This window comes from Cytobacillus oceanisediminis 2691 (assembly GCF_007678455.1).
Lineage (GTDB): Bacteria > Bacillota > Bacilli > Bacillales > Cytobacillaceae > Mesobacillus > Mesobacillus oceanisediminis_A.
In genome coordinates this window covers 1-291 of sequence record NZ_VEEP01000159.1, presented here as the reverse complement: position 1 = coordinate 291, position 291 = coordinate 1, and the positions used below count along the sequence as shown (strand labels likewise).

The following is a 291-nucleotide window of genomic DNA, read 5'->3' as shown; positions in this document are numbered from 1 at the left end:
AAGCATTTCCATTCCATCTACATGAATTCATTTTTCCCCTCTTTAAAATACGACATTCCCTTCTCCACCAACTCCAATCATTCCTCACCAACCAATTCCTCCCTTTCTTTCTCCCCTCTTTCAATATATCCACCATCAAAAACCCTACCCCAATCTAAAACTTTTCCCTCTCTTCCCTCCACAACTCCTTCCCCTTCCCCATATTCTTTTACCACATTATCTAATTCCACACCCCCATCTTCTCTTCTCAGATAATTCTCCACCTCCTTTTTCACCATTTCATTACCCTCC

Annotated in this window: 1 protein-coding gene; it reads right to left on the bottom strand. The window is 41.6% G+C overall.

Going from position 1 to position 291, the window contains the following annotated elements; translation table 11 throughout:
* Positions 1–77: 77 nt before the first annotated feature.
* The coding region (locus tag FS736_RS23640; RefSeq protein WP_222125105.1) for a hypothetical protein at positions 78–291 on the bottom strand (214 nt) is incomplete at its 5' end.